The sequence below is a fragment of the Gluconobacter sphaericus NBRC 12467 genome (assembly GCF_006539125.1).
Classification (GTDB): domain Bacteria; phylum Pseudomonadota; class Alphaproteobacteria; order Acetobacterales; family Acetobacteraceae; genus Gluconobacter; species Gluconobacter sphaericus.
On the sequence record NZ_BJMK01000012.1, the window covers coordinates 12831 to 39672 of the forward strand.

General features: G+C 58.3%; 27 protein-coding genes and 2 tRNA genes. 17 read left to right on the top strand and 12 right to left on the bottom strand.

Annotation, left to right across the window (positions count from 1 at the left end):
• Positions 1-2 precede the first annotated feature (2 nt).
• From mnmG to GSP01_RS08990, 8 genes are all read left to right on the top strand, one after another.
• Positions 3-1859 carry a tRNA uridine-5-carboxymethylaminomethyl(34) synthesis enzyme MnmG gene (mnmG, locus tag GSP01_RS08955; protein ID WP_141352813.1) on the top strand — a complete coding sequence of 619 codons (1857 nt, stop codon included), beginning with the start codon at positions 3-5 and terminating at the stop codon, positions 1857-1859.
• On the top strand, positions 1856-2437 hold the full coding sequence (gene rsmG, locus GSP01_RS08960) for a 16S rRNA (guanine(527)-N(7))-methyltransferase RsmG (RefSeq protein WP_141352815.1): 582 nt from the start codon (positions 1856-1858) through the stop codon (positions 2435-2437). The genes mnmG and rsmG overlap by 4 nt, the downstream gene beginning before the upstream one ends.
• The gene (locus GSP01_RS08965) at positions 2427-3230 is read left to right on the top strand and encodes a ParA family protein (protein WP_141352817.1); all 804 of its coding nucleotides are present in this window, start codon (positions 2427-2429) and stop codon (positions 3228-3230) included. The genes rsmG and GSP01_RS08965 overlap by 11 nt, the downstream gene beginning before the upstream one ends.
• A 6-nt stretch (positions 3231-3236) precedes the next feature.
• Positions 3237-4112: a ParB/RepB/Spo0J family partition protein gene (locus GSP01_RS08970; protein WP_141352819.1), complete on the top strand. Its 876-nt coding sequence runs from the start codon at positions 3237-3239 to the stop codon at positions 4110-4112.
• 119 nt (positions 4113-4231) lie between these two features.
• Positions 4232-4307: transfer RNA gene (locus GSP01_RS08975), tRNA-Lys, on the top strand.
• A 402-nt stretch (positions 4308-4709) separates the two neighbouring features.
• Complete coding sequence (locus tag GSP01_RS08980) at positions 4710-6422, top strand: CHASE2 domain-containing protein (RefSeq protein ID WP_228123959.1); 1713 nt, start codon at positions 4710-4712, stop codon at positions 6420-6422.
• Positions 6419-6793, top strand: coding sequence for a hypothetical protein (locus GSP01_RS08985; RefSeq protein ID WP_141352823.1), 375 nt, complete (start codon positions 6419-6421; stop codon positions 6791-6793). Before GSP01_RS08980 ends, GSP01_RS08985 begins: the two co-directional genes overlap by 4 nt.
• A 1-nt stretch (position 6794) precedes the next feature.
• Complete coding sequence (locus tag GSP01_RS08990; protein ID WP_141352825.1) at positions 6795-8279, top strand: M48 family metalloprotease; 1485 nt, start codon at positions 6795-6797, stop codon at positions 8277-8279.
• A gap of 45 nt (positions 8280-8324) precedes the next feature.
• On the opposite strand, the gene GSP01_RS08995 is transcribed toward GSP01_RS08990, so the two are convergent.
• Both GSP01_RS08995 and GSP01_RS09000 read right to left on the bottom strand, forming a co-directional pair.
• The gene (locus tag GSP01_RS08995) at positions 8325-9011 is read right to left on the bottom strand and encodes a histidine phosphatase family protein (protein WP_141352827.1); all 687 of its coding nucleotides are present in this window, start codon (positions 9009-9011) and stop codon (positions 8325-8327) included.
• Positions 9008-11056, bottom strand: coding sequence for a hypothetical protein (locus tag GSP01_RS09000; RefSeq protein WP_141352829.1), 2049 nt, complete (start codon positions 11054-11056; stop codon positions 9008-9010). The genes GSP01_RS08995 and GSP01_RS09000 overlap by 4 nt, the downstream gene beginning before the upstream one ends.
• A 198-nt stretch (positions 11057-11254) precedes the next feature.
• On the opposite strand from GSP01_RS09000, the gene rfbB reads away from it, so the two are divergent.
• From rfbB to GSP01_RS09035, 7 genes are all read left to right on the top strand, one after another.
• Entirely contained in the window at positions 11255-12310 is a 1056-nt protein-coding gene (gene rfbB / locus GSP01_RS09005; protein WP_141352831.1) for a dTDP-glucose 4,6-dehydratase, read from the top strand.
• Between the two features lie 20 nt (positions 12311-12330).
• Positions 12331-13197, top strand: coding sequence for a glucose-1-phosphate thymidylyltransferase RfbA (gene rfbA, locus GSP01_RS09010; protein ID WP_167495513.1), 867 nt, complete (start codon positions 12331-12333; stop codon positions 13195-13197).
• A 102-nt stretch (positions 13198-13299) separates the two neighbouring features.
• On the top strand, positions 13300-13863 hold the full coding sequence (rfbC, locus tag GSP01_RS09015; RefSeq protein ID WP_141352834.1) for a dTDP-4-dehydrorhamnose 3,5-epimerase: 564 nt from the start codon (positions 13300-13302) through the stop codon (positions 13861-13863).
• Positions 13860-14765 (top strand): dTDP-4-dehydrorhamnose reductase, encoded by a 906-nt coding sequence (rfbD, locus tag GSP01_RS09020; protein ID WP_174787579.1) that lies wholly within the window; start codon positions 13860-13862, stop codon positions 14763-14765. Before rfbC ends, rfbD begins: the two co-directional genes overlap by 4 nt.
• A 111-nt stretch (positions 14766-14876) precedes the next feature.
• Entirely contained in the window at positions 14877-15884 is a 1008-nt protein-coding gene (locus tag GSP01_RS09025) for a glycosyltransferase (RefSeq protein WP_141352838.1), read from the top strand.
• A 48-nt stretch (positions 15885-15932) separates the two neighbouring features.
• Complete coding sequence (locus tag GSP01_RS09030; RefSeq protein ID WP_141352840.1) at positions 15933-17102, top strand: HAD-IIIC family phosphatase; 1170 nt, start codon at positions 15933-15935, stop codon at positions 17100-17102.
• 382 nt (positions 17103-17484) lie between these two features.
• Positions 17485-17691 (top strand): hypothetical protein, encoded by a 207-nt coding sequence (locus tag GSP01_RS09035; RefSeq protein ID WP_141352842.1) that lies wholly within the window; start codon positions 17485-17487, stop codon positions 17689-17691.
• Positions 17692-17703: 12 nt separating this feature from the next.
• On the opposite strand, the gene GSP01_RS09040 is transcribed toward GSP01_RS09035, so the two are convergent.
• The 3 genes from GSP01_RS09040 to GSP01_RS09050 all read right to left on the bottom strand — a co-directional run bounded on the left by GSP01_RS09040 (position 17704) and on the right by GSP01_RS09050 (position 21242).
• Positions 17704-19206 (bottom strand): glycosyltransferase family 2 protein, encoded by a 1503-nt coding sequence (locus GSP01_RS09040; RefSeq protein WP_167495511.1) that lies wholly within the window; start codon positions 19204-19206, stop codon positions 17704-17706.
• Positions 19207-19284: 78 nt separating this feature from the next.
• Positions 19285-19719: an HIT family protein gene (locus GSP01_RS09045; protein ID WP_167495514.1), complete on the bottom strand. Its 435-nt coding sequence runs from the start codon at positions 19717-19719 to the stop codon at positions 19285-19287.
• 38 nt (positions 19720-19757) lie between these two features.
• On the bottom strand, positions 19758-21242 hold the full coding sequence (locus GSP01_RS09050) for a sugar porter family MFS transporter (RefSeq protein WP_167495512.1): 1485 nt from the start codon (positions 21240-21242) through the stop codon (positions 19758-19760).
• Positions 21243-21362: 120 nt separating this feature from the next.
• Between GSP01_RS09050 and GSP01_RS15195 the strand changes: the two genes are divergently transcribed.
• Complete coding sequence (locus tag GSP01_RS15195; protein WP_255320887.1) at positions 21363-21491, top strand: hypothetical protein; 129 nt, start codon at positions 21363-21365, stop codon at positions 21489-21491.
• Here the strand turns inward: GSP01_RS15195 and GSP01_RS09055 are convergent.
• From GSP01_RS09055 to GSP01_RS09070, 4 genes are all read right to left on the bottom strand, one after another.
• Positions 21478-22284 carry a metal ABC transporter permease gene (locus GSP01_RS09055; RefSeq protein WP_141352846.1) on the bottom strand — a complete coding sequence of 269 codons (807 nt, stop codon included), beginning with the start codon at positions 22282-22284 and terminating at the stop codon, positions 21478-21480. The genes GSP01_RS15195 and GSP01_RS09055 overlap by 14 nt on opposite strands.
• Positions 22271-22960 carry an ATP-binding cassette domain-containing protein gene (locus GSP01_RS09060; protein ID WP_141352848.1) on the bottom strand — a complete coding sequence of 230 codons (690 nt, stop codon included), beginning with the start codon at positions 22958-22960 and terminating at the stop codon, positions 22271-22273. The genes GSP01_RS09055 and GSP01_RS09060 overlap by 14 nt, the downstream gene beginning before the upstream one ends.
• Positions 22947-23822: a metal ABC transporter solute-binding protein, Zn/Mn family gene (locus GSP01_RS09065; RefSeq protein ID WP_141352850.1), complete on the bottom strand. Its 876-nt coding sequence runs from the start codon at positions 23820-23822 to the stop codon at positions 22947-22949. Before GSP01_RS09065 ends, GSP01_RS09060 begins: the two co-directional genes overlap by 14 nt.
• 75 nt (positions 23823-23897) lie before the next feature.
• Positions 23898-24305 (bottom strand): lytic transglycosylase domain-containing protein, encoded by a 408-nt coding sequence (locus GSP01_RS09070; protein WP_141352852.1) that lies wholly within the window; start codon positions 24303-24305, stop codon positions 23898-23900.
• Between the two features lie 80 nt (positions 24306-24385).
• Between GSP01_RS09070 and GSP01_RS09075 the strand changes: the two genes are divergently transcribed.
• Positions 24386-24889, top strand: a complete 504-nt coding sequence (locus tag GSP01_RS09075) for a YbaK/EbsC family protein (protein WP_141352876.1) — start codon at positions 24386-24388, stop codon at positions 24887-24889.
• A gap of 51 nt (positions 24890-24940) precedes the next feature.
• Here GSP01_RS09075 and GSP01_RS09080 read toward each other — a convergent pair whose 3' ends face one another.
• From GSP01_RS09080 to GSP01_RS09090, 3 genes are all read right to left on the bottom strand, one after another.
• The gene (locus GSP01_RS09080; RefSeq protein ID WP_255320888.1) at positions 24941-25378 is read right to left on the bottom strand and encodes a YjjA family protein; all 438 of its coding nucleotides are present in this window, start codon (positions 25376-25378) and stop codon (positions 24941-24943) included.
• Between the two features lie 356 nt (positions 25379-25734).
• Positions 25735-25810, bottom strand: a tRNA-Ala gene (locus GSP01_RS09085).
• 90 nt (positions 25811-25900) lie between these two features.
• Positions 25901-26512, bottom strand: coding sequence for a Maf family protein (locus GSP01_RS09090; RefSeq protein ID WP_141352854.1), 612 nt, complete (start codon positions 26510-26512; stop codon positions 25901-25903).
• Positions 26513-26842: the final 330 nt, after the last annotated feature.

The window sequence follows — 26842 nt, forward strand, 5'->3', positions numbered from 1 at the left end:
TTGTGAGCGATTTCGACGTCATCGTGATCGGCGGCGGTCATGCCGGATGTGAAGCTGCAGCGGCATCGGCCCGTTTCGGCGCGCGCACCCTACTGCTCACCCATCGGCTTGAAACGATCGGCGCCATGTCCTGCAACCCAGCCATCGGCGGGATCGGCAAGGGCCATCTCGTGCGCGAAATCGACGCGCTCGACGGCCTGATGGGTAAAGCCGCAGACCGCGCAGGCATCCATTTCAAACTGCTCAACCGCTCCAAGGGCCCGGCCGTTCATGGCCCCCGCGCCCAGGCTGACCGCTCCCTCTACCGCGCCGCCATTCAGGATCTGCTCGCCGCCACACCCAATCTGACGACCATCGAAGGCGCCGCCGGAGACCTGATCGAAGAGAACGGCCACATCACAGGCGTCATCTGCGAAGATGGCCGCACGTTTCGTTGCGGTGCCGTCGTGCTGACCGCCGGAACCTTCCTGCGCGGCGTCATCCATGTCGGCCACACCCAGACGGAAGCCGGACGCATCGGCGAGGCTCCAGCCAAACGTCTGGGCGAACGGCTTTATGCGCTTGGCCTCCAAATGGGCCGCCTCAAGACCGGCACGCCCCCCCGTCTGGCCAAAGACAGCATCGACTGGGAAAACCTCCCGGCCGACCCCGGCGATGCCGAGCCTGAAGCCTTCAGCCCCATGACGACGGCCATCACTAATCCGCAGGTCGTCTGCCGCATTACCCAGACCACCGCCGCGACCCACAGGATCATCAACGAAAACCTGCACCGCTCGGCCATGTATGGCGGCGCCATCGCCGGTCGTGGCCCGCGCTACTGCCCGTCCATCGAAGACAAGGTCGTCCGTTTCGCCGACCGCAGTTCGCATCAGGTCTTTCTCGAACCCGAAGCCCTGCCCGGAAATCCGGGCGGCGATCTGGTCTATCCCAACGGTATCAGCACCAGCCTGCCTGCCGACGTGCAGGCCGCCATGATCACGACCATGCCCGGTCTGGAAAACGCCCGCATCGTCACCGCAGGCTATGCTGTCGAATATGATTACGTGGACCCTCGCGAACTTCTGCCGTCCCTGCAACTGCGTCGCCTGCCGGGCCTATATCTGGCCGGACAGATCAATGGCACAACCGGCTATGAAGAAGCAGGCGCACAGGGCCTCCTCGCAGGACTGAACGCCGCCCGCGCCACGGCTGGCAACGAGGCCCTCACGCTGGATCGCAGCGACGCCTATCTCGGCGTCATGATCGACGACCTGACACTGCACGGCATCAGCGAACCCTATCGCATGTTCACGTCCCGCGCCGAGTATCGTCTCACCTTACGCGCCGATAACGCCGACCTGCGCCTGACACCCAAAGGCATCGCCGCAGGCTGCGTCTTGCCCGAACGCGAAGCCGCTTTCACCACCCAGAAAGCCGAACTCGACGCCGCCATGGCCCGCGCCGCCGAAACAACCTTCCTGCCGCAGGCCCTCCGCGACGTCGGTTTCGAAGTCTCTCTGGATGGCCGCCGGCGCACGGTTCTGGATGTCCTCGCCAGCAACGGCGACCACACGATCCTGAACACGCTGGCCCCGTGGTTCGGCGAACTTCCCCTGCGCGTCCGCCGCCATGTCGAGACCGAGGCCCGCTATGGCGGCTATCTTCACCGGCAGGATCGTGAAATTCGACAGCTCGCATCGGAAAGTGCCATCGCCCTTCCGGCCGATCTGGATTACACTGCCATCGGCGGCCTGAGCAGCGAAATGCGCGAGCGTTTTTCCCAGGCCCGCCCGACCAGTTTCGCCGCAGCACAGCGCGTGCGCGGGGTCACACCTGCCGCGCTGGTCGCCCTGCTGGCCCATGTAAGGACCCTGTCATGACCACCGTTTCACGTGAAACACACGAAAGGCTGGAGCGCTTCGCCGACCTGCTCGTGCAGTGGAACGCGAAAATCAATCTCGTCAGCCCGCGGGACATCGCCCAGCTCTGGCCCCGCCATATCGAGGACAGCCTCCAGCTTGCCGAACTGATCCCCGAAGGTGCCACCATCACTGATCTGGGTTCGGGCGGCGGTTTTCCGGCCATCATTCTGGCCATCGCCACAGGCAACCCGGTCACCCTGATCGAATCGGACCAGCGCAAATGTGCCTTCCTGCGGGAAGCCGGACGCATCTGCGACGCGAAGGTCACGGTCATCGCCAAACGTATCGAAGCCGCCAGCCCCCCTCCGGCCGACATCATCACGGCCCGGGCGCTGGCCCCCCTCAACAGGCTCCTGGACTGGGCACGGCCATTGCTGAAAGAAGACGGGTTCTGCCTGTTTCTGAAAGGTCAGAAGGCGCAGGCCGAGTTGACCGAGGCAAGCACCGACTGGCACATGAGCCACACCATTGTTCCCAGCCGCACCGACCCCGGCGGAGCCATCATCAAGGTCAGTGATTTCAAGCGTGTCGTCTAAAACCGAATCCCCCACCACCCGGATCATTGCCGTCACCAACCAGAAGGGAGGCGTCGGCAAGACCACCACCACCATCAATCTGGCCGCCGGTCTGGCCCGTCAGGGGCAGCGCGTCCTGCTCGTGGATCTGGACCCACAGGGCAACGCCTCCACCGGACTTGGCATCGACTACGACCAGCGCAACACCGGCACCTATGCCGCGCTGATGGTCGAAGCCGAACCCCACGCTCTGCCTCAACAGACCGCGTTCGAGAATCTCTCAATCATCACGGCCAACAACGAACTGGCCGGCGCAGAGCTTGAAATGATCGGGGACGAGCGCCGCGAATACCGTCTGCGCGACGCCCTTCATGCGCTGCAAGGCGATTACGACACGATCCTGATCGACTGTCCGCCCAGCCTCGGTCTGCTAACGCTCAACGCATTGGTCGCGTCCGACAGCGTCATCGTGCCGCTGCAATGCGAGTTCTTTGCGCTCGAAGGCATCAGCCAGCTCGTCCGCACCATCGACCGCGTCCGCCGCGCCTTCAATGCAGACCTGCATCTCGAAGGCATCATCCTGACGATGTACGACCGGCGCAACAACCTGTCCGAACTCGTGGCGCAGGATGCGCGCGGCTTTTTTGGCGATCAGGTGTTCGAGACGATCATTCCGCGCAACATCCGCATTTCCGAAGCCCAGAGCCATGGCTCTCCGGTGCTGGATTACGACGCCCGCTCCACAGGCGCCATCGCCTATCTGGCGCTGGCGGACGAACTGATCAAACGCAACAAGAACAAAACAAAGGCGTAACCGGCGATGGCCAAAAAGGACAGTTCCCCGCGTCTTGGTCGCGGCCTCGCAGCCCTTCTGGGCGATCAGGCGCCGCAACTGGCCCGCGCCACGCGCGCAAACGCCCAGCCGCAGCAGCATTCGTCCCTGCCCGTGGATGTTCTGGCCCCAAGCCCCTTCCAGCCGCGACAGGACATGAACCCCGAACGCCTGTCCGAACTGGCCGATTCCATCCGCTCACGCGGCGTCCTGCAACCCCTGCTCGTCCGCCCCGATCCGGAAAAGCTAGGTCATTACCAGATCATCGCTGGTGAGCGCCGCTGGCGCGCCTCACAGCTTGCAGGCCTGCACAGTGTCCCCGTCCATATCCGCGAACTGGATGACACGGACGCGATGGCCGCAGCCCTGGTCGAGAACCTCCAGCGCGCGGATCTCAACCCGATCGAAGAAGCCGAAGGCCTGCAACGCCTCGTCACGGACTATACTCTGACGCAGGAAGAATTGGCCGGTGCCGTCGGCAAGTCCCGCCCGCACATCACCAACACCATGCGCCTGCTGAACCTGCCGCCGGAAGTCCGGGCCTACGTCCGCAGCGGCACCCTCACGGCCGGTCACGCCCGCGCGCTGCTGACGCACCCCGATCCGGTCGCCGCAGCCAAAATCGTCATAGCCCGTGGCCTCAACGTGCGTCAGACGGAAGCCCTTTCTGGCGGCAAAGACATCCAGACACCGGCTAAAAAGGCACGGGATGCGGAAATCCTTCAGATCGAAAACGACCTGTCCTCCCGCCTCGGACTGAAGGTCCATATTTCCTATAATGGAAAAAAAGGTGGCTCCCTGAAGATCGATTATACGTCCCTTGAGCAGTTCGAGAGCGTGATGCGCCTCCTCAACCGCAGATAAGACATTGAAATTAAAGGGATTTTCATATTTTCAGCACTAAACTTCATGAAAAAATAAAAAACCCCTTGCTACCCTGGACAGAATACCGCTATAAGCCGCTCCACCGGTAGACGGGCCATGGGCACATAGCTCAGTTGGTAGAGCAGCTGACTCTTAATCAGCGGGTCCAAGGTTCGAGCCCTTGTGTGCCCACCATGCCCGTCTCCGGTTATTCCAGAAAATTTTCAGATCCTGAATATTCTTTTCTCAGGAACAGAGAACTCTCTGCAGCCGTCTGTATTTTCCAGAAATTCCCAAACCTATCCTGCCGGACGTCAATTTCTCCGCTCCCATGATGCTAGGCCCCCTTTTCGTCCGTTAAAGTCGACACATAATACCTCTCATGGATAAACCTCCACATCCTCATTCCGGATAAGATACGTTTTTCCTGATTGCATCGAAAATTAAACTTGATTTTCCATATTTCAATTTTTACAAAACATAACAGTACGTAAAATAGATGATACTGTGCATAAAAATCATTCTTTCCGAGATTCTGCCTCTGTTGTTAACAGAGTCTTAAAATATCGCTCCATCCTCTACATCTCCATGATGGTGATGTTTTGGATTGTCTATAAATTTTTTGATCCACTCTCTCTGGAGAGCGCAACAAAAAATTCATCTGCACAGTTTTTTTCAGCCATTACTGCACCGTTCTATGGACTTTCTTCTCCACGGTCCCACCAGCGGGTGGCGGTCGTGACGATCAATGATCCAACCCTGCAGCAATTCGATGCCGCTCTACCACTTTCCTACCAGCGACAGGTATTCATTCTCCGGCAAATTCTTGAAGCTGATCCCGCCGCAGTCTTTGTCGATTTCCGTATGGCCTACGAACATACGGATGAATCCCTGTCACTGTTCCAGAGTGTTCTGGATGAAGCAAAGTCAAAACACATTCCTATTTTCTTCGCACGGGGCGAAGAAGGTCAAGACCAGATTCATCTTCTGCCACCACTGAGAAATGTCGAAAGCTACAGCAACGCCCTCGAAACCTCATCTGCCTACCCCCTGCTGTTCGAAGAAGGGAACGCAGCCCTAAAGGAAGACGAACCATCGCAGGAGGAGACAAGGAAACCCGAGGCAAACGCCGCTTTCGACGTCTATCGTAGCCTGTGCACATCAACATGGTCAGGACAGTGCGGATCGTTTCATGAAGACGATTTCCGCCGTCCCATGATGATCCAGTGGGGCTTACATGTGGACCCCGCCCAGACACAGGTCAGTTCATTGGCCAACTCTCCCCGCAATATCTGCGCCGTGCCTTTTTCGGGAGGTTTTTTCTGTAGAAGTATCGTGCAGTCTTTTACCCTGGGCTTCCGGGCATTCTGGGGAAGCTCGCGCGACTATGAGGTCGGGCACGCTTATTATCCCCTGACCATTGGCGCACATCAGCTGGGCGAGCGCGGCCTGGGAACACCTGCCGGAAGCCCTCCCCTGTCACATCTCCTGAAGGGCCGCGCAGTCTTTTATGGAACGGATATCCGGGACCAACATGACGACACCGTCCTTCCCTTCCTGGGCCGTGTTCCGAATGTCGTACTTCATGCCATGGCCTTCGACAATCTCGTCACTTACGGCAATCACTATTTCCATGAACCATCAGAAGTAGAGTTCGGTCACGGCGTCCATATCGGCCAAGCAGAAATCTGCGAGTTCATCCTGTGGCTCATTTTCACCGGATGGATGGCATTCAAGTTCTATTACAGTCACCCCGAAGTCCCACGAGGTCACGGAGCAAAATTGCGCCATGATATCCGACGGAAAAGTCGGGACTTTCTGTCACTTTCCCTTTCTGTAAATGCTCTCGTCCCTGCAATATTCTGCGCCGCACTCGCCGCATTCGACCTGTCTCACCAGCCGACCCTTCTTAACGGTATGGATGAGGCTCTTCTATACGTCTGTCTGTTCCTCGTTCTGCTCGGAACCCTGGTTCTTTTAAGGCGCTCGGCACAGCGGTCCCAACCGGAAGAAGCGGAACACGCACACGGTCCGGAAGAATCCGAAGCGGAAAAAGCCGAGAAATTCCGCTTGGGCTTCTGGGCGCATCTCGCTCTGCTCACAAGCCTGACCGCTATCGTATTCGCCCTGAACGAACTCTTCATTCAATGGCCCAATGCCGACTGGATCGGATTCATCCTGCTTTGGCTGGCCGTTGGGGAATCCTGTGAATCCACAGGATTCGTCCTGACTTTCGTCAATTTCCTTAACCGTCGGTCGCACGCCCTCACATCAGAACGCGTGCCAAACTCCGAAAGCAGCTCTCAATGAAAAAGATCCTGTCTCTTGGCCTTCTGTGCACCACCATTCTGCTTTCCCAGGCTCAGGCGGCATCAACGCCTACAGTGAGTGGCGTCTTTGAAAAGACGGTTCATGCGTTTGCGGAAAATCATGCTCCTCTCGGTCAGATTCCCGCCTCTGATCTGCTGAACCAGCCGGTTGCCGGCATCGACGAGGAGACGGGATTTCTGAAGGTCCAGACTCCGAAAGGCCTCGTCCTAGTAGCCCGCGCTGCCGTCACGACAACAATGACAGCAGCAGCCCCCCGGGAAACATCCTGCAGCTATATTGGAACGCTTGCAGCTTCCGGAACAGGCTCATCCTCGGGATTTGCCAGTAACTGCAAGGCGGGTGCTCGCTGACATGAAGAAGTTTCTGGCACTCGCAGGCACCCTGTCCCTTCTGGGCTGCAGCACATCCAATCCCGGCATTCCGGCGCAGGGCACCTATATTTCTCATATTACGCCCCCCGCATCCTATCCGACGCGCCCCGCACTTCAAAAACTGATCTTCCCCCACAACAGCGAGATCGAGGGCATTGTGGTCGATCCGACCATAACCGCCTACATGGAACAAATCCGCGACCGTCTTCTGGCACAGTGGCCCGGGGTAAAACCCGACGCACCCATCTTCCTGAGCGTAGACGAGCAGTTTTCTTCGGACGTCTCTCCAGCGGGAGGCATGTTCATCAACGCCGGCATGATCCAGTATTTTTCTGACAATCCGGAAACGCAGTCCGAAGACGCTTTCGCTTTTATCATTGCTCACGAACTGTCCCATATCCTTCTGGGACACGCAGCAGACAAGGCCGCAAACCAGAAACTTGAGCAGAGATTCTCGGGAGCCAGTGAATTTGGCACCATGGTTGCTGCCGCCGCAGGGGGAAGCGCCATTGCATCAAGCGCCAAAACGGCTCTGCTATCCCTGTATGGCGCACATACCCTCAGTGAATATGGCGGGTTCCCAAGCTGGAGCCGTTCCCAGGAAGAGGAAGCCGATACCCTTGCTGTCGATCTGATGGCAAAAGCCGGATACTCGGTCTCCGTGGCGGAAACCTCGCTGGATGCCCTCAATACCGCCGACCAACGCGATGCAGCGCGGGCCGAACTGAAAGCAAAAGCAGCCCAGGAAAAAGCCCAGCAGGAGGCTGAGAAAAACCAGAAAGACAATCTGACGGCCGCAGTGCTGAACCCCATCCTGACACCTGGCTTCTCGCTTCTGGGTTCCGGACTGAACTATGTCGGAAAAGGTATGGTCTACGTCAATCTCGATCATCCTCACGCTGCTGAACGCAGGGCGGAACTTTCACATTACATCGATCGCAATTATGCAGACCTGATCCCGATCCTTCACAAGGCGCCCTTCCAGAAGTGGATCCGAAGCCAGGAGGTGCAGAAATTCCTGCATGAAAGTCAGGCCATCAATGAAGTGGCCGATATGGCGAGGACAAAGAACTGGCAGAAAACCCACCAGCTTCTGGCAGGGATCGGCAGTCCGGTGCGCTCAAGCCAGATCTGGCTCTATTTCAACATCTTGACGGAAGCCGGACTTGGTCAGAACAGACAAGCCATTGCGGATCTTCAGGTCGCCAGCCAGCGTGACGACGTCATCCTGCAAACCGTCCTACTATGGGCCGATTATCTCGACAGCCAGGGTAAGACCGATGACGCCCTTGCCTATCTGGCACAGGAACAAAAACTGTTCGATGATCCGGCGACACTTCCCAAACAGATCATGATCGCGAAGAAGGCCAAAAAAACGATCACAGTCGATGAACTGGTGGTGGAATGTCAGATGACTGGTATCGACCGTCTTCAGCAACAATGCTCAGCAGCAAGCAAGTCTTGAACTAAAATACCGGGGAGAAGACTGATTCTTCTCCTCGGTAGAATATCAACCCCGGAAATCAGGCAGTTCATTGACCGTCACGACGCGCCACAGACGGTCGATACGCTCCAAAATGGTGATGGACAGGTTTTGGATCGAAAAGCGCAGCGCCGTATCGGGATGAACACTCAGCGCATGCGCCAGGGCCGCTCGTATGGCGCCGCCATGGCTGACGACAACCATATCCTGCCCTTCATGCGCATTCGCCAGATCCTCAAGACCGTGCCCCACACGTGCACCAACATCCAGCATGCTCTCACCGCCCGGCGGAAGCTCACAGGCAGAAATGGACCAGAACGGATTGGGCGGCAGACGAAGCAGGGACATGAACTCCGAATGTGGCGTGCCGTGCCACTCTCCGATCGACTGTTCGATAAAGCGGCCATCAATCGTCACATCCCGCGAAAACGCCCCCGCCTTACGGATTTCGACGGCGGTATCCTGCGCCCGCTGCAACGGCGAACTGTACCACAGTGCATCCTTCGGCAGACGTCGCGCCAGCGTGGCATAACCGCCCTGCTGGCTCGCCATCGCTTCGCGGCAGAGCGGTACATCGAGCGCCCCATACATCGTCTTGCGCGCACTGGCTTCCACGACCGCGTGGCGAATCATCCAGAACCGGGTAACGCCCTTCGGCAGTTCCGGCGTATCGAGAAAATGCCCGTGCGGGACCGCTTTATCTGTCTGGCTCATGACAGTGGGGCGTAACGAGGGACAGGGTCCGCGTCCAGCAGAACATCCCAGTGCTTCAGGATCAGTTCCAGTTTTCCGAGCACCCGGCGAGCATCCATGCATTCGCGCTGCAACCGGCGCTCCTCGTCCAGCCCCTCATGCGACGGCTCACCCGACACAAGCCGTGCCCCCGCACACAGACGCAGCGCTCCGGCAGGCCCGTCCACCAGCGGATGAGGCACCGGCACTGGCTGCCCCAGCACGCAGAGCAGACTACCCTCCCCTTCCATTACCCAGGGCGACAGATCCGCATTCAGCCAGCGATGCAGCCGCCGCGCATCTTCCAGCGCCAGCGGCCGACCGGGCGCATGCGGATCTTCAACCAGAAAGGACAGGATGGTCGGTACCGCATCCCAGCGGCCGTCATCAAAAGGTGTGCCCATCGGCAGCATGGTCAGCGCTGGACGGGCTTTAACCATGGCCACAGCCTCTGTCATGAACCGGGCCAGACGTCCACGAATGACAGGATCGGGCAAAGCAAACAGAGCATCCATTTCCGCCAAAGCAGCATACCAGCGCAGCGCCAGCCCTATATTGTGACCATTATTAAGAGCCGAAGCATCTGCACCTTCAGGCCACTCATCGCGATTGCCGTAGGCCCGCAACCCTTTAGGAAGCAGTAGGGAGGGCAGACGACTGCGAATTGCAGAAGGAAGAAGAATAGCCCCGCAGAAAGGTGGGCCAGTAAAGAACTTGGAGCCGGTAATCATGACAATGATCCCTCGCCCCACCCATTCGGCCACACGCAACGGGCTCAGACGCGCCTGACAGACATCAACAACAACGCTGAGCTGATCGCCCAACTCGGTACACAACTCCCAGACAAGATCCATGTCCGGAGCCGCAAGCCCGGTCTTTGACTGGTCCAGCCGGTGCAGCAGAACATGCCGCCCCTCGGCCACTTCCCGCCGCACAAGGTCTGCACATTGCGCGTTGATTTCAGCCACGGGTCGCGCCGTCCCGTCAGCCGCGCGGATATCAACACCAATCAGCCGTGTCTCGGGCGAAAACCCTTCAATCACCTCGCCCTTGCCCACAAGTGTGGCACAGGCACTGTCCGTCGCGAAATGTCGCCCGCAGGCCGCAAGCGGAACCCCGCTTCCCGTCTCATCGGGCGCCAGAAGAATGGACGTCACTGGTCGCTCCGTCCCGGCTGCAACAAGCGCCAGAACCGCCAATTCACAATCCGTCCCGGAGGCCGAGAGCAGGACGGCATCTTCGGGCAGACCGAAATGTGCGCCAATGGCTTCGCGCGCCCGGCGCACGACACCTTCCTGCACCAGATCCGGATCCTGCTTGGCCAAAAGCGCACTCATCATGCCGCGCCGGGCAGCTTCCGCTCCCCCGAAACCACGCTCGGACAACGAAGACGCAGTTGATGACCCAAAAGTGATCGCCCAGGGGCGTGGACGATGGGAGCTCGAATACCGGTTCAGCCCTGTATGCGGATCAACAGCCAGACGGGAGTCTCCTCCACTGCTCATCAGACTCTCGGCAGGCGCAAGAACAGGCCACAGACGGGTCAGAACCCCCTCCAACCGCTGTGCCTCATGCTGTGTAAAAGATGGCAAATCAGGCAGGAACGCACTCAGTGTCTCCCAGCTCTGCATAAGAGCCGGTACATCCGGCACATTATCGCTGAAAACCGCAAGCCAGGCCGGAAGCGGCGCAACATGACCCGTATCGAGCGCATGGAATAACGCCGCCACACGGGCTGCGGCAAAGCTGGCCAGATACGGATTGGCGCCCGGCTCCAACAGGCGCATCAGCTCGATGGCATGCCGCAGGAAAGTCGGTGCCAGACGAGGCGCTTCAAGACATGGCTCGCCGAGCTTGAGCGTGGCCGTCTGAAGGCTGAAAGGCTGCCCCGGTTCGAGCGCTCCCTCGATCCTGAAAGGCAGGAACAGTGACACATCCAGGATCGGAACCAGCCCGTCCGCAATCACCCGAAGATCGGGCCGCTCCAGAACATCCGTCAGGGAGCGTGTCAAAGTATCAGCCAGCATACCTGCCTCTCCTGCCTCCGCACGACTGTGGGATTAGCCCATCAATCCCGACAGTGCGAGAGGTGAAAGCATTTCCCAATGTCACCTGTTCGGCGTGTAAAGAAACGTACCGGCGTTATTTGCGCTGTTTCAATAACGCTGTAAGGTCAAAGTCATTCTGTCGGGGTTCAGACCCTGATCAAATATCATGAGGTTCAAATGCGGATTCTGCTGACAGGCGGCTGTGGTTTCATCGGATCGGCCGTTGTACGCCATCTGATCCGACACACTGAACATTCGGTTCTGAACGTTGACTGCATGACTTATGCAGCGTCGGAAGACACGGTCAGCGAAGTCGCAGACGATCCCCGGTATTCCCATGCCCGCGCGAACATTGTGAACGGCGTGGAAATGCAGCGCCTGTTCGAGGAATACCGCCCGGACGCCGTCATGCATCTCGCAGCGGAAAGCCATGTGGACCGCTCGATTGATGGCCCCGGTGTCTTCATCCAGACAAACGTCGTCGGTACGTATTCCCTGCTCGAAGCCGCCCGGAAATACTGGAATACGCTGGGGGATGCCGAAAAAAAATCCTTCCGCTTCCATCACATTTCCACGGACGAGGTCTTCGGTCATCTAGAGCCGAATGACCCGCCATTCACGGAAACCACCCCCTACGATCCTCGCAGCCCGTATTCAGCCTCCAAAGCCTCGTCCGACCATCTAGTCCGCGCCTGGTTCCACACCTACGGCCTGCCGACCTTCGTAACGAACACCACCAACAATTACGGTATCTGGCACTTCCCCGAGAAGCTGATCCCACTAGTCACGATCAACGCCATCGAAGGCCGCGAGCTTCCGGTTTACGGCAAGGGCGAGAATGTCCGCGACTGGCTGTTCGTCGAAGACCATGCCGAAGCCCTGGTCAAGGCCGTAGAAATCGGCAAGCCGGGCGAGACCTATGCCATCGGCGCCCGCCAGCCTCGCACCAACCTTGAAGTCGTCAAGAAGATCTGCGCCGTCCTCGACGAGCTTCAGCCAGACCCGGCCGGCCCGCACGAGCGCCTGATCCGCTTCGTAACCGACCGCCCCGGCCATGATTTCCGCTACGAGATCGATCCTTCCCACGCCGAAAAAGAACTCGACTGGAAAGCGACGCATGATTTCGAAAGCGGCATCCGCAAGACGGTTCAGTGGTATCTCGACAACCGCGCCTGGTGGGAAGGTATCCGCTCCAAGCGCTATACAGGCCAGAGACTGGGAGCAAACACGTGAGCACCATCGAGACCAAGCCCATGAAGGGCATCATCCTCGCCGGCGGTTCGGGCACACGCCTGTATCCGATGACGATGGCTGCCTCCAAGCAACTCTTGCCCGTCTATGACAAGCCGATGATCTACTATCCCCTTTCCACGCTAATGCTGGCGGGAATCCGGGATATCATGATCATCACAACGCCCCATGACATGCCCCAGTTCCAGCGCCTTCTGGGCGACGGCTCACAGTTCGGCGTCACCTTCGAATATCGCGTCCAGCCCTCTCCGGACGGTCTGGCGCAGGCCTTCCTGATCGCAGAAAATTGGATCCAGGGCGCGCCATGCGCACTGGCGCTGGGCGACAACCTGATTTTCTCCGAACATCTTGGCGTCTTGCTGCGCGCAGCCTCCAACCGCCCCGAAGGTGCGACCGTCTTCGCCTATCAGGTCCGCGATCCGGAGCGTTACGGCGTTGTCTCGTTCGACGAAAGCGGCCTCGCTCTCAAGGTCGAGGAAAAACCGACCCATCCGGACTCCAACTGGGCCATCACAGGGTTGTATTTCTACGATCACCGCGTCGTGGACTTCGCCAAGAAAGTGAAGCCCAGCCCCCGTGGCGAGCTGGAAATCACTGATCTTAACCGCATGTATCTCGAAGAAGGCACCCTTCAGGTGGATCGTCTGGGTCGCGGCTGCGCCTGGCTCGATGCAGGCATGCCCGACAGCCTGATGCAGGCGGGAACCTTCGTGCAGACCATCCAGTCTCGTCAAGGCATGCTGGTCGGTTCTCCCGCCGAGGTCGCCTTCCGCAACAAGTTCATCAACGCCAAGCAGCTTCGCGAACATGCAAAGAAAATGGGCAAGACCGAACTCGGTCGCCTTCTTCTGGAACTGGCCGATAGCTGATTTGCGCAAACGGCTCCGGTTTTCTGTATCCTTTTGAAGCCGGAACCGTTTTTTCCATGAGAAATTTTCACGATCCAATTTTCACGACAGGAATTTCAGAGCATGAAAGTCGAACGTCTTTCCATTCCCGAGGTCATTCTCGTCACGCCTCCCCGTTTTGGTGACAATCGCGGCTTCTTCTCCGAAACTTATAACGTGGAACGCATGGGCGAAGCCGGCATCGATCTGCCTTTCGTCCAAGACAACCAGAGCCTGTCCCGCCAGAAAGGTGTTGTCCGCGGCCTCCACTGCCAGCTTGCACCTTACGAGCAAGGCAAGCTTGTCCGCGTCACACGCGGCGCCATTTGGGACGTAGCCGTCGACGCCCGCACGGGCTCCCCGACCTATGGCAAGTGGTGCGCTGCCGAACTCTCCGCCGAAAACTGGTCCCAACTCTGGATTCCGCCCGGCTTCCTGCACGGCTTTGTCACGCTCGAAGAGAATACCGAAGTGCAGTACAAATGCACATCGCTCTACAGCAAGGTCTCCGAACGCGCCGTCATCTGGAACTGCCCGGAACTGAAGATCGACTGGCCCGTTTCCGAAGCTAACGCCATCCTGTCCGACAAGGACAAGGTCGCACCGTATTTTGCAGAAGCCAAGGGCTGGTTCCCGTACGAAAAGTGAGCATGACGATGTCCAGCACAGGTCCCATTCTCGTCACGGGCGGCAACGGCCAACTTGCGACGTCCCTTCAGAACCTCGGCGACGAGCGCATCATCCGCGTTGGCCGTCCGGAATTCGACTTCGACCACCCGGAAACCATTGCCGCCACGGTTGAGAAGTACAAACCGTCAATTGTCGTGAATGCAGCCGCCTGGACAGCTGTCGATCTGGCCGAAACGGAAAAGAACGGCGCCGACCGCGCCAACAACACCGGCCCGACCGCACTTGCCGCAGCCTGTGCGAAGGCAGATATCCCATTCATCCACGTTTCGACGGACTATGTTTTCTCCGGCAACAAAGGTACGCCCTACACCGAAGAGGACGCCACCTCTCCCGAGACGGTCTATGGCAACACCAAGGCCGAAGGTGAGCAGGCCGTCCTGACCTCCAACATCAAAAGCATCATCCTGCGTACGTCCTGGGTCTATTCGGCCCACGGCAAAAACTTCGTGCGCACAATGATCAATGCGGGCGCCAAAAACCCGGTGCTCAAGGTCGTCGGTGACCAGAAAGGCAACCCGACCAGTTCTGACGATCTGGCCGAAGCCATCCTCGCCATTATCGCCTTGATTGAGCGCGATGGCTGGAAACCAGAATATCGCGGTATTTTCCACGCCAGTGGAACCGGCGAAACCACATGGCACGGCCTGGCCGTCGCCGCGCTAGAAGAGGCCGCAAAGCATGGCCAAACCATGCCGCAGGTCAACGCTATCCGCACAGAAGACTGGCCCACTCCGGCTAAACGTCCGCAGGACTCCCGAATGGACAATTCGAAGCTCCATCGGGTCTTCGGCGTAAAAATGCCGGACTGGCGCCACAGCGTGACGCATATCGTCCACAAGCTGTTTTCTCCTGAAGCCTGACCGCCTGTTGCCCTCTCCCTACGGGAGGGCAACCGACCATCACATTCTATGCCGTTGCGTCCGAATGATTCCCTTTTTCTTTCTTTCGGCCTCATGCCCAGGTGCCGAAACATGACACAGAAAAGGGCCAAATCTTCCCCTCAGATTGCCATTCTCCTGTCGCTCTACAATGGCGAAACCTATCTGGACGCCCAGCTTACCAGCATCCTGGCCCAGACCTATCCTGACTGGACGCTCTACTGGCGCGATGACGCCTCGGCCGATCTTTCACACGAACGGATGCGAGCCTTTGCCGAAGGTCCCGGACAGGGCCGATGCGTCGAAATCACGACCCGTCACGGCCGCCTGGGCGTCGCAGGATCTTACGCGCATTTGCTCGACGCCATCCCCACCACGCCCTATGTCGCCTTCGCCGATCAGGACGACATCTGGGAACCGAAAAAGCTGGAATGGGCCCTCGATGCCGTCAGCCGTCGCCCGGCCGAAAAGCCGACCCTGTATTGCGCCCGGCAGTATCTGACAGACGCGGATCTCGTCATTTTCCAGGAGTCCGCCCCCCTGAGCCGCAGACCCGATTTCCATGCTTCCCTGACACAGAACATCGCAACCGGCCACACCATCCTGCTGAACGCCGCAGCCCACAGCCTGATGCGAAACACGCCGCCCCCGCCTTCAGTCCTGCATGACTGGTGGGCCTATCTTCTAACGTCCGCGGCCGGCGGAGAGGTCATTTTCGACAACCGCTGCGTCAGCTACTACCGGCAACACGCCCACAACACCGTTGGTGCAACCGGTTCTTTCATCAGACGCGCCTGGGCCGCCTGCCGCCGCGGACCGAAGGTCTTCATGACGATCTTCAATTCCAATGTCGCCTGCCTGCGAGAAGGCCAAAAAACAATTGCACCGGAAAACCGGAAACTCCTTGAAGACCTCGCAGCAGCCCGGACTTTCGTACAGCGTTTGTCTGTCCTGTGCCGCTACAGAAGTCTCAAACGTCAGCGATCTGTAGAAAGTCTGATTTTCAGACTATGGTATCTTTTCCCGACCCATCCCCGATCACAGACTGTCAAACGGGTCCGGGACAGTACTGTTCCCATTCGATCTGGCAAATACCGCTGACTATGCTTATCCTCCAAATACAATCGTTCTTATAGGAAGTACCTTTCCATGACCGAAGCCGTAAGACTCATCATCTGGGATCTCGACGAAACGTTCTGGAAAGGGACACTGACTGAAGGTGGCATTGATGAGGACCAGCATTTCGGTGAGGTCGTCAAGGAACTTGCCCGGCGCGGCATCGTCAGTTCCATCTGCTCGAAAAACGATTTCAACGCAGCCAAAGATGTCCTCGAACGGCTAGGAATTTGGGAATATTTCGTCTTCCCCAGTATAAACTGGGATACAAAAGGCCCAAGAATCCGCGAAATCGTCGAACAGGCACAGCTTCGAGCGCCTACGATCCTGTTTGTTGATGACAATCCCATGAATCTTGAAGAAGCAAAATTCATGGTCCCCGACCTTCAGGTCGCGGACGAAAGCATTCTCCCTGGGTTGTTAGAAAACCCTCTTTTCAAAGGCAAGCCCGACCCAGACATGAAGCGTCTGGCGGACTACAAAATCCTTGAAGTCAAAAATGCAGCCAAACAGACCATTGGCGGAAACGCATTCGATTTCTTGCGGGAAAGCGACATCACGGTCGAACTCAATTACGACGTCGAAGGCAATATCGACCGTGCCGTCGAACTCCTGAACCGGACAAACCAGCTCAACTACACCAAGAACCGTGTTTCCGACGACATAGAAACCGCGCGCCAGCAGGTGCGGGACATGATCCGCTCCTACAATGTTCACACAGCCTTGGTGCATGTGCGGGACCGGTTTGGAGATTACGGCTATGTCGGCTTTTTTGTTCACGTCCGGGGTGCGGGTTACAACAAGCTCGAACAATACTGCTTCTCATGCCGTACACTGGGCATGTTCGTGGAACTCTGGCTTTACCGCCAGCTTGGCCGTCCTGAAATTCATATCAAAGGAGAAGTCATTTCGGATCTCTTTGACGAAAGCAATCCGGCAGACTGGATCTCATTTTACAACGAGGAAAAGGATACCGCGACGCGCGAAAGTGCCGGGCGTGGCGGTATCCTGCTTTGCGGCGGCTGCGATCTAGAAGCCGTGGCGCATTATCTGCAGCCCGTTACCGAGCGTTTCCGCCTGTTCGCCAACACCATCCGTCACGGCGGTGAACTGCGACGCGCACCATTCAACCATCGTTGCACAGTCGGCAAGACCCGTACCAGCCGCTCAGCGGGAGTGCCTACTGAACTGCGGCTATACTGATGAAGACCTTTCTCTGGATTATGCATCTCCCCATTACAGTCTGATTATCTTCAGCTTTTGGGGAGACCTGTATTACCGGACCTACGCCCAGCATGACGGTCAAACGGTCCTGACCTACACGCCTTCCAATCTCGGCTATAATGACCTGACCACATTCTATGAAGCTGATCTACGAAACCGCGGCGTGCCTGAAGAAGGTATTCAGGCTTTCCGGTATTTCAGGGCGAACATGGTGTATCAGGGACCCTCTGATGAACCACTTTTCAGAAAGAATCTAAGGGAAATCCTGACTGCTATTCCGGCTGACACTCAGGTCATTCTCCTGCTAAGCAGTGAGAACCCGGCCAGCATGCCTTCCGAAATTCTGGAAAGGCACCAATCCATGAACCGGTGGACCAAAACCGAGCAGAAGAATTTCCCAAACGTCTCCGTTATCCCGATCGACGATTTCGTCGAAAATCCCGATGAACAGACCACTTCCACCCATTTTACCCGCATCGTCTATCAGCGGCTGGCACTCCGCCTGAAGCAGGTCTATCGGTATCTCGAACGAAATCACCCGGTCCCCGAACAACAGGTGAGCGCCTGAGAAGCGCTCTGCTCAGAACACCAGTGTGCTGAGCCAGGAGGGGAACAGACCGGAATAGTCCACGTTGAACCGTACCTGCTCCCGCTCCGGTAGCATGGAGAACATGAGGGGCAACAGAAAAGACTGCGAGACATCCATCCTTTCAAGGACCGCCGCCAGATTTTCTGCCCGCAGTTTCCCATCCAGCAGAACCGGCACGCAACCCAATGCTTCCGTAAGCTCTGGTCCGTGTCCGGATAAAGGAGCCTCAACAGGGACAAGATGGAAATGTTCCCATCCGAGAGCTTCTACCCTGTTCACGCAAACTTCCCCGGTTCCCGCAATAAGCGTCAGAAAACGGCCCGTAGCCGGCAAACGTATCGCAACAACCGCTCCGTTCTCCACATTTACTGTCTCAAACGCTGCAACCGGAACCGGAACGGGAGCAAGCCCGGCATGACTGATCGTGTTGCTGCAGATCTGACCGTCCTCGCGAAACAGCACGATCCAGCCCGGAAATTCTTCCCAGACACAACCCAGCATCAGGACATGATGGCCGCTTTTTTCGATGTATCCTTCATGAAGACCGACCAGATGGCCCCCCCGCTGGTCACAGCACAGGAACTCCCCATTCAGGCCCTGTATCCTGAAAAATCTGGCTCCTGATGACGGAGAGAAGGCTTCAGAATCCCTGTCCGGCATTTGCAGGATCTGTTCGAATTTCTTCCTGCGTATAATATCGGCCCAAACGTCGCCATAAATTGCGACAGCAAGGCTTTCCGTTTTTGCAAAAAGCGGAGACCCCGTGCCTTCGACATCATTGCGGTCCAGAGCATGCAGGTCAGGCTGCTGCCTGTCGAGCGCACGATCAAAGGCAAGTCTCCGAACCTGATGTGCCATACTTCTGACGGCATATCGACGCACCCAGCCATGCGTCCACTCCCGCTCTTCATGATCCTCCAGGGTCTGACCTGACGGGCGAAGAGTGTCTTTCCCGTCCAGTCCCCAGTCCGACTGCTCAATAGAAGCATGATCCATCACTACGGAACGGACGAACAGAATACCCTCTCCATGATGTGGAAACTCGTCCGGAGCATGGCGGATATAGGCATGAACAGGCGAACATCTCGGCAGACCAATATAACCGTTGCCGCCATACAAACGGTGGCTAAACAGAACACTCCGATAGTCTTCTTCCTTCGGGAACAGGCTTTGAAGCGTATGCTCCTCCGCCAGCGTCAGATAGTCCTCAATCCCGAAAACACCCAGCCAGTCAAACTCCCGGCCATAACGCTCCCGAACATCGGCAACAGCTCTCCTGCGAAGGCCCCCCCACGTTTCATGCGCCGCATCATCAAGACGATGAGGCCGGATGTCGGATGTCCGCCTGGCAGCCTGCAGCAGGCTCCACGTTCCATCGGTCGAACCAGCGTCATAAATAATAAGAGTGGAGATTCCGACACCGAGATGATGAGCAAGCCACCACACAATGTCCTGCACTTCGTTCCGAACAATCAGAATAATTGCTGTTTTCATGCCAGTAAGCTGCCCTGCATCTCCAGAAACCCGAACCATAGAATGTAATGCCGAGAAGAAAAATGACTACCCTATGATTTAAAGATTCAAATAACGCCGCATGGCCTTCATGAATGGTCCGTCCTGCTCCAGACTGAACGGCCTGGCTGCGTCGTAATCATAAACCGTTCCCGCCGGACACGTAGCTTTCTCCGGGTCTTCTGAGGCATAGCGCGGGACAATATGTGTGTGCAGGGACGGCGCCAGATTGCACCAGGTCTCATAATTGATCCGCACCGCATCGGTGACAGTCAGTAACGCATCCCCGACCGCGGCCATATCGGCCAGATACTGCGCCCGCGCATCACCCTTGAGATCATTGATCGTGGGCACGACCGGATCGGCCAAAAGCTGGCAATACCCCGGCAGAGGCTGCGTCTGCCCGATCACCAGCCAGCCTGATTTCATACGCCCGATAACAGAAGGGTTGCTGCCACATCGTGCGGCGGCAACCCTCTGTGCGATAACATCCATCATGGTCAGCGCCCCTTCTGCGTGAAGGGGAAAGTGTATCATGCAGCGGCTTCGGCGTCCCCGTCCTCGCTCTGCACAATCCGGGTATGCCCCGGTGTTGGGCGAAAGCGATTCTCAAGAAGCGCGTCTTCAATGTCCTCAAGAGACGCACCAGCCGTTTCCGGCACAAAGAAAAAGACAAAGATCACGGATGCCAGATTGACGAACGCATAGAACCACATCGTCCAGCTCAGCCCAATGGCTTCGGCCATGCTCAACGCGGTGCTGGTCACCAGCAGATCGGCCCCCCATAGCGTCGCGGCATGAAGAGACGTTGCCTGACCACGCATGGAGAGCGGGAACATCTCAGCCCCCAGCAACCAGCCACAGACCTGGATCCCGCCAGAATTGAACATCATGAACAACAGCAGGAACACGACGATCATATAGGCGCCGACGCTACCCGGAGCCGGATGGCTCAGGAACATCACCCCAAGCCCGACCAGCGACAGCGCAGCCCCCGGTCCCATAATGAGCATCAGGCGACGACGGCCGATCCTGTCCACGAACATACACCCCAGGAACGTCATGATGCAGTAGATCACCGCCACACCCAGCGACGCCAAAAGCGCCGACGATGTGCCAAAACCTGCGTCATTCAGAAAGGTCGGAGTGTAATAGATCATCATCTCCAACCCGCCGCACTGCGTGAAGAACGCAACGCCGAGCGCCGCCACAAGCGCCGGGCGGACCCAGGGCTGAAACAGACCGCGCCAGCCACGGTTCTTCGGCTCGATCCCTTCAGCATTCTCACGGATGGTCTGAACCTCGCGGCGGATAGCCCGCTTGGTTGTGCGGATCCGGCCGAGCTGGATGATTGCACTCTTCATGCCCTCGTTCTCAGCCACCCAGCGCGGGCTCTTGGGCATAAAGAACATGGAGACGAACACTATAGCGGCCGGAATAGCGGCAATCCCGACCATCGGACGCCAGCCCCAGTTCACGCGCTCGGTGAAGCCGATGATATTGGCAATCAAGATGCCCAGACCGATGGCCACATTGAACATCGTGACCAGTGTGCCACGACGCTCCTGCGGTGCCAGTTCGGAAATATACATCGGCACGACCTGCGTCGAACCACCAACCGCCAGCCCCAACACGAAACGTGCCGCAATCAGACTCCAGACATCCGGCGCCAGCGAGCAGGCCGTTGCCCCCGCCACGAACACGCCACTGACCAGACAGGTGGTGTTCCGCCGTCCAAATTTCTCCGACAAGCTGCCCGCGCCAAAAGCTCCGAAGATCGCCCCCAGAAGGATCGCGGAAGCGACCCATTCCTTCATGGTGGCATTCAGATGGAAATCATCCCCGATCAGGGGTAGCGTGCCCGAAATGATGCCGGTGTCATAGCCGTACAAACCGCCGCAGATCGCAGCAACCACAGCCGCCAGAATCAGCATCAGCTTGGCATTAGGAGAAACCTCGATGGACGCGGGATCAATATGTTCCCGTCCGGTTCGGACTGTTTTCGTATCGTTTTCCATAATGAGATAACATATTACAAAGCGAATAGTTTTTCAGGCTTGGGAGAAAACCGCCACAAATCGGGCCTAAAACACAATCAGGATTGACTACCACACCCTAAAACCATCAGGATGCGACCCATGCAGACACCTGACACAACCCGAGATGTTCCGGTTATCAGCACGAAAGCACTGATCATCATGCATGTGATGCTGGTCGCATTCATAATGCTGATCCATTTCAAGCTGTCCGGCCTCACGGACTTCTGAACCGCATCCACAGATCGGCCAGCGTATAGGACAGGGTTGCCCCAAGCCCGATCCAAAACGGCACGGGCGCGTCCGTCACCCAGGACAGTATCAGCCCCCCCCATGACAGTGCGAGCGCAAGCCCAACCGAGAGCGCAATCCCGACCAGCGGCCCAAGCCCGAGCTTCAACGCCGTCGCGGCAGGCCCAATCATCAGGCTAAACGCCAGAAGCGCCCCTGCCACTTCCGCACAGGCCGCACAGGCCAACGCCGACACCGCCATGAACACCACCGACACCAGCCGCGCAGGAACACCACGCGCACGCGCCACTTCCGGCGCCAGACTGGCAAACAGCAGCCGACGCCCCAGAAACGCCAGCCCCCCCAGACACAGCACGGCCACCCCGCACAGCGCCTCCAGCGTCGGCATATCGATGCCCAGAACATCCCCGAACAGCAGCGTGGTCGCAAGGCTGGAGCCCCGGTTGCTCATATGCAGAAACCACGCCCCAAGCCCCAGACTGGCCGCGAGCACAAGCCCGATCGTGCTGTCCCGCTGGGCGGGAACGCCACGCTCCCCCTCGCGCTCGGCCCCGATGACAAACCCCGCCATCAGACTGAACACCACCATCCCGGAAAGCGGCGGAAAGCCGAGCCAGACTGCTCCGGCCGCCCCACTGAACCCGATATGCGACAGCGCATGGGCCGCGAACGCCTGACGCCGCAGCATCAGGAACCAGCCCACCGTCCCTGCCAGAACCGACACAACCGCCGCGCCCACAAAGGCATGGCGCATGAAATCAAACTCGAACATGCAGCCCCCCGTCCGCAAGCTGCACAACCCGCGTCACGGCCCCAGACAGAGCTTCGGTTTCATGAGACGTCAGAACAATCCCGATCCCCAGACGCTCCGTCAGATCCCGTAACAGACGCACCGTCCGCTCCTGCCCCGCCTGATCAAGCGCCGCCAGCGGCTCATCCAGCAACAGCAGATCCGGCTTCCCCGCCAAAGCCTGTGCCAGCCCGACCCGCTGCCGCTCCCCACCGGACAGCAGCCCCAGCGGGCGATACGCAAACGCCGAAGCCCCCGTCAGCGCCAGAAGCCGGTCCGCCTCTTCCCGCCTAGACCGCAGACGCAGCGGCAGCCCCCAGCGCACGCCGTCCACCGCCACCCGCACATGACTGACCGCCGGAAGCAGCAATGCCGCATCCGTCACACTCTGCGGCATGTAACCGATATGCTGCCGGGCCTGCGCCGGTGACAGACCATGCGTGAGAATTTCGCCCGCCTGAAGCGGGATCAAACCCAGCATGGCCCGCAGCAGCGTGGACTTCCCCGCCCCGTTCCGCCCCGACAGAAGCGTCATGCCCGAAAGCGGCACCGTCAGCGAGGCCCCCCGCAGCACGCAGGTCGAGCCCGCCATAAGCGTCACGTCCCGCAGGACCAGCCCGCGCTCCGGCTGACAGCAGACCCGTTTATTGTCGGCCATCACCCAGCGCCTGCTCCACCGTCTGAAGAATGCCATGAACCCAGCCCTGCCAGGATTGACCCGGTGGCAAAGTCTCCCCAATCGCCACGACCGGCAAGCCCACAGCCTGCGCCCGGTCCACCAGCCGGTCGATCTGCGGCGAGTGAATGGCCGGATTGCTCATCAGCATCCGCACCTTCCGCGCGTCAACCAGCATATCAACCTGTGCCACATCGCGCGGCGACGGCTCCGCATGGTTCATGATCGCAAGCGCAAAATTCTCATCCACAACCGCCAGCCCCGCATCCCGAAGCAACGTCTCTCCGACCGGCTCCACCGCCGCCACGGGCACGGCATCATGACGGGCCTTCATCGCCGCCAGACGATCCGTCACTCCGTCCAGTTGCTTGCGGAATGCCGCCAGCCGCTCCGCCACGTCCGACGCCGAAATTCCCGGCTGATGCGACAGTCTGTCCGCAAAGACCTGCGCGACTTTACCTACCGCGGCCGGATCGAGAAAGAGATGCGGATTGTCGCCGGGCCGCCACCCCGCCAGAGACGCCACCACGATCCGCTCCGGCACGGAAGCCGTAAAGGGAAGCGCCCAGTCGTCATAGGTCGCGCCATTCACCACCGCGATGGTCGCTCCCGCCATGGCGCGCGCCATGGAAGGCGAGGGCGTCAGATCATGCGGATCAATCCCCGGCGTCGCCAGAAGAGCCTGTGTCTGCACATCCCCCCCCCCGATCTGCGCCGCCACATCGCACCAGGCCGCTTCAACGCACACCACACGCACGGGGGGCTGCGAAGGTTCGGCCTGAGCAACGGCTACAGGTCCTGAAATCAGTGCAGCCAGCAGAATAGCTGGAAAAAAACGCATCATGGTCCTCAGGGCAGGGGTCAAGACCTTGGTGTTATAAAGTAACATTTACGGCCTGACCATCCTCACCGGACCGTCTTATCCCCGACGCAGATAAAGCGCCGCCGCAGCAGCCACCACCTTACGCTGGTAATCCAGATTGAGCGGCAACGTCCGGGAATGATAATCCCCGATTGCCTTCATCAGATTGCCATGCTCGTCATCCAGCGCCCTGCGCAGGATCATGGCCGCCGCCGCAATGTTGAAACACGGATCAAGCGCCAGTCGCGCCGCAACCTGCGGCACAGGCTGATGGATCATGGACGCGATGGGCAAAATCCAGCGCGAATTGATCTGCATGAGCCCGATATCAACCGACCCGTCCGTATTCGTGCTGACATGACCCATCGTCCCGCCCTCGACCCGCTGGATCGCAGGCAGAATGCGCGGCGGCAGCCTGTAATGCAGGGCCGAAGCCAGCATGCAGGCCAGCAGACTAGCAGCCATGTTTACGGACACAACGCTGTTGAATCATGGTCTTGACCCTAGCATCGGACGCCCGCGCCTGCCATCCTGCCCCCTTCAAGATGGCCACACAGGACAGGAGGACAAGCGTGCAGGACACATCCGCGACCCTGACACTGGACGCTCTCAGCATTTCCTATGAACGCCATGTCTATGATTACGATCCCTCGGCCGGAAAACTCGGTGTGGCCGCAGCCGCAGCACTCGGCCTGTCGCCAGATCATGTCCTCAAGACCCTGATGGTGCAGATCGACGGCCGCCCTGCCTGCGTCGTGCTTCCCGCAGACCGCGAACTGGATTTCGCCCGCGTGGCGCAGGCCTTCGGCGGCCGGAAAGCCAAGATGCTCTCGCGCCCCGATGCCGAACAGCGCACTGGCTACCGCATCGGCGGCGTCAGTCCCTTCGGACAGCGCAGCACCGTCCCCACCGCCTTCGAACAATGCGGCATGGACGGCCCACCCGTCGTCATCAACGGCGGAAATCAGGGTCTCCTCATCGAGCTTTCACCCCAGGATGCCCTGACTGCGACGAACGGCATCACGGCCGATCTCGTCAAACCGCTTTAAACCATCCAAAACCGGACGGTCGCGAACGCGAGCAACCGGAACACGGATGCCTCAGAGCAAATTCTTCGCGTGACTGAGGACCATGTTGCAGACTTTTTGCTTCATCTGCCCCTTCAGGCTCGATAGCGAGAACGCATTGCTGCCCCCAGTCAGAAGCTGCCCCTGCTGACCAGCCTTGTAATCGCTGGACGACGTCACACCCTGCTTGCCGGTCAGGCTACTCAGAGCCGAGGTCGCGCCGCTGCCGCTCAGATAGTTATTCTGCACACAATAGGTCAGAACACCGGCGACATTGCCCGTACTGGCGGAAGAGATATTCGGCAGCATGCTGCTCATCATGCCGGTGCCATCGGTCATGCCACTCATGCCCGACATGCCGCTCATGGCATTGCCCGCACTACCAACGCCCGGAATGGACTGAGCATGCGCCGACGACACAACGAGACCAGCCGCTGCAAGAAACGCGAAAATACCGTTTGAGTAACGCACCGTATTTCTCCTTCAGAGAACGTTCAGGGCAGCACCTGCCAGAATTCATACCGCCCCTGAGGTTACGCTAACATAGGTAGACAGCAGGTCCATCCTTATCGTCTCAGCAGAACTCCCGCGCCGCACCATAGATTATGGTAAAATGAACTGGCTAGCACTTACGAAACGCTCGCCTTACCAGACGCATCAAACCGGTCGTTTCACAGAGCTCTCTGGTCAGAATCCATGAAAGGAGGCATGTTGAATTCCGGTCTGCACCCGACTGCCGTATGGGAGCTAAAATGCCCGCATCAAAAAGTTGCGATCCGCTAAAACGAAACTGAAACAAAGATTTAAATTTCGGGGAAAAGTAAAACTGGTGGAGCCAATCGGGATCGAACCGACGACCTCCTGAATGCCATTCAGGCGCTCTCCCAACTGAGCTATGGCCCCACATGTTTCAAACGGCCCCTTTGGGACGGTGCCGGATGAGGGCGGTATATCGTCATGATTTCGCCCTGACAAGCCCGAAAAACAGATTTTTTAGACCACAAGGACCTTCAGTTCCCGCAGTTCCTCCAGCAGCGGCAACAGCGGTAGTCCCATCACCGCATCCTGCGTGCCTTCAACAGCCGAAAAAAGCTGTATCCCCGGGCCTTCAAGCCGATACGCCCCTACACAAGACAGGATCGCCAAGCCTTCCCTCTCCAGATAGACCTTCAGAAAATCCTCAGAGAAATTCCGCATCGTCAACCGCGGCGACGCCAGATGCTCCCAGATTTTCTCGCCCCCCTTATAGAGAACGACAGCCGTGCGTAGGACATGCGTCTGCCCCCGCAGACGACGCAGATGCTCCGCCGCTTCTACCACAGACCCGGGCTTGGCAAACGCCACTCCATCCAGATCAAGGATCTGGTCAGCCGCAACCGTGAGCTCATCAAAGCCCATATCCCGTGTCGCAAGGTTCGCTTTTGCATCCGCCAAGGCAATCGCCGTTTGAGAAAGCGTATGCCCCTGCTCTTCACAGGACTGCCGCAGCGTCTCCTCGTCGAGGTCGACCGGTCTGGTCTGTACGACCAAGCCCGCATTTTCAAGCAGCGTGCGCCGGGCTGAAGAGCCACTGGCAAGAATGAGGGAAGTACTGAAAGAGGTCATGAAGTACGACTCCGTACTATCGACTGTTGGAATGGGGACGAGTACTGCGGATCACTCGGTGAAGAGATTGCGTCAGTACTGGGGTACATGGGGATAGTACCTGCCCTTACGAAAGGAGTACCGAGTACCGTGGATTATACGATACACCAGCCGGAACTGGGGGTTGTACACAGCCTCTCTGTGGGCAATTCGGGATTGAATCCGCGACTCCCATGCAAACTGCGGCCTCCAGAGTTGTACACAGTGTGAACAAGATGGGGTACATTTTCAGAAAGCCGGGTACCCCAGTATCCACAGGGTTCATCTTAACCTCCAGCATTTCTTTCTTTT